This is a genomic window from Clostridium grantii DSM 8605, from assembly GCF_900129965.1.
Classification (GTDB): domain Bacteria; phylum Bacillota; class Clostridia; order Clostridiales; family Clostridiaceae; genus Clostridium_AF; species Clostridium_AF grantii.
Window position 1 is genome coordinate 1 of record NZ_FQXM01000079.1, and the last position, 1,488, is coordinate 1,488.

Genomic DNA, 1,488 nt, shown 5'->3' on the forward strand with positions numbered 1-1,488 from the left:
TCCAATTATATGTAATAGGAAGTGAACTTATAATTACTTTCTATTATATTTCTTATACAAGATGCTGAAAAACCTAGGGTCACTGTAGTTGATTTCGTGATTGCGTTTTGTAGTTTTTCATCAACCTAACTTGAGTATTTTCAGTGGAAGTATCTAGTCAAATATATTGTGATGTTTATATTTTTCTGCTAGTAGCTTAATTATTGTCTCTTTCTTAAAACTTATCTCTAATAGTAAGTTAAATTCAATAAGAATCTTTAGCTTATGACATATTCTTAATAATTCTCTCCCTTTGGCTACTCTATCAACTAAACTAATATCATAGTGTGTAAAATAGTTTCGAGTATCACAAATTCTACTAATAAATGATTTCTTCTTTTTTGATGACGATAGATTTAGAAGAGTACCACATTCATTAATCATATCATTTAATCTTTTTCTTAATGTGGGTTCATTACTATATGATAACCTCCCCTTTAACCAGTCCTCGTATTGACTGTCAACAGAGTTTATTATACTATTGATTCTTTTTTCATGCTCATCTGGATCAATCTCAGTATTTATCTTAGTTCTTCTATGATATGATTCTAAAGCTTGTATAAGACTTGAAAACTTTTGTTCTAAATACATATCTGAATTATAAAGTGTTCCAAAGTATAAGTTAATTACAGGTTTTAAAACATCTGATCTATCAAACCATTTCTTTATAATTTCATTGAATTCATCTTTGATATTCTGTAAATTAAACAACATATTAGGTGGTAAAATTGACTTTGGGTCCATTAATGAGTTTTTAATACAGAAATAGACTGTAACATCAGGATATAAAAATTTTCCATCAAATTCTTGTTTATTAACTTCTGTTTTACCTATTACATCTATAATTGTGACAGGTTCACCAACACCTAGGCTTATAAAATTTTGTATATGCTGTAATTGTTCTGTATGTTCTTTAAATGAATTAAGTTTCTTATTAATCATCTTTACGTATATTTTTTGTTTAATATTTGCTTCTTTTTGAACAATACATCGGTTGGGTGTTTGAGTAACAGGATAAATTTCAATTGAATATTCCTCACTAATATCTGTAGTGACTTTAGAGGGCAACTTGTACTTTATATCAATCTCATCATTTGATGAAGAACTTATATTTATTCCATTCATCCAAGCCCATTCATCTAGATTTGAATAATGATAACTAATTTCATTAAACTTTATATCAGCATCATTGTTAAAATGAACTCCTTCAAATATTATATTAGCAAAAATCACTGTCGTAATAAATCCATTACTATTAAACACTCTGTTTGTTTCAAAGCATTTATATAACGTAATATCTTTTCCATCTGCTGTTTTACCAAGAATAATATTAACCTCAAGTTCATCATCTTCTACCAGTTCTCCTATTAATTCTAAATTTGCACCATCATTAATATTAAATTTTAAAATCCCTGAAATATTATTCTCTATATTTTCTGGCAACCACCA

1 protein-coding gene is annotated in these 1,488 nt (G+C 27.3%); it reads right to left on the reverse strand.

The features are described 5' to 3' along the window. Window positions 1–153 precede the first annotated feature (153 nt). Window positions 154–1,488, reverse strand: a 1,335-nt coding sequence (locus BUB83_RS21105) for an ApeA N-terminal domain 1-containing protein (protein ID WP_159434138.1), incomplete at its 5' end; no start/stop codon positions are given.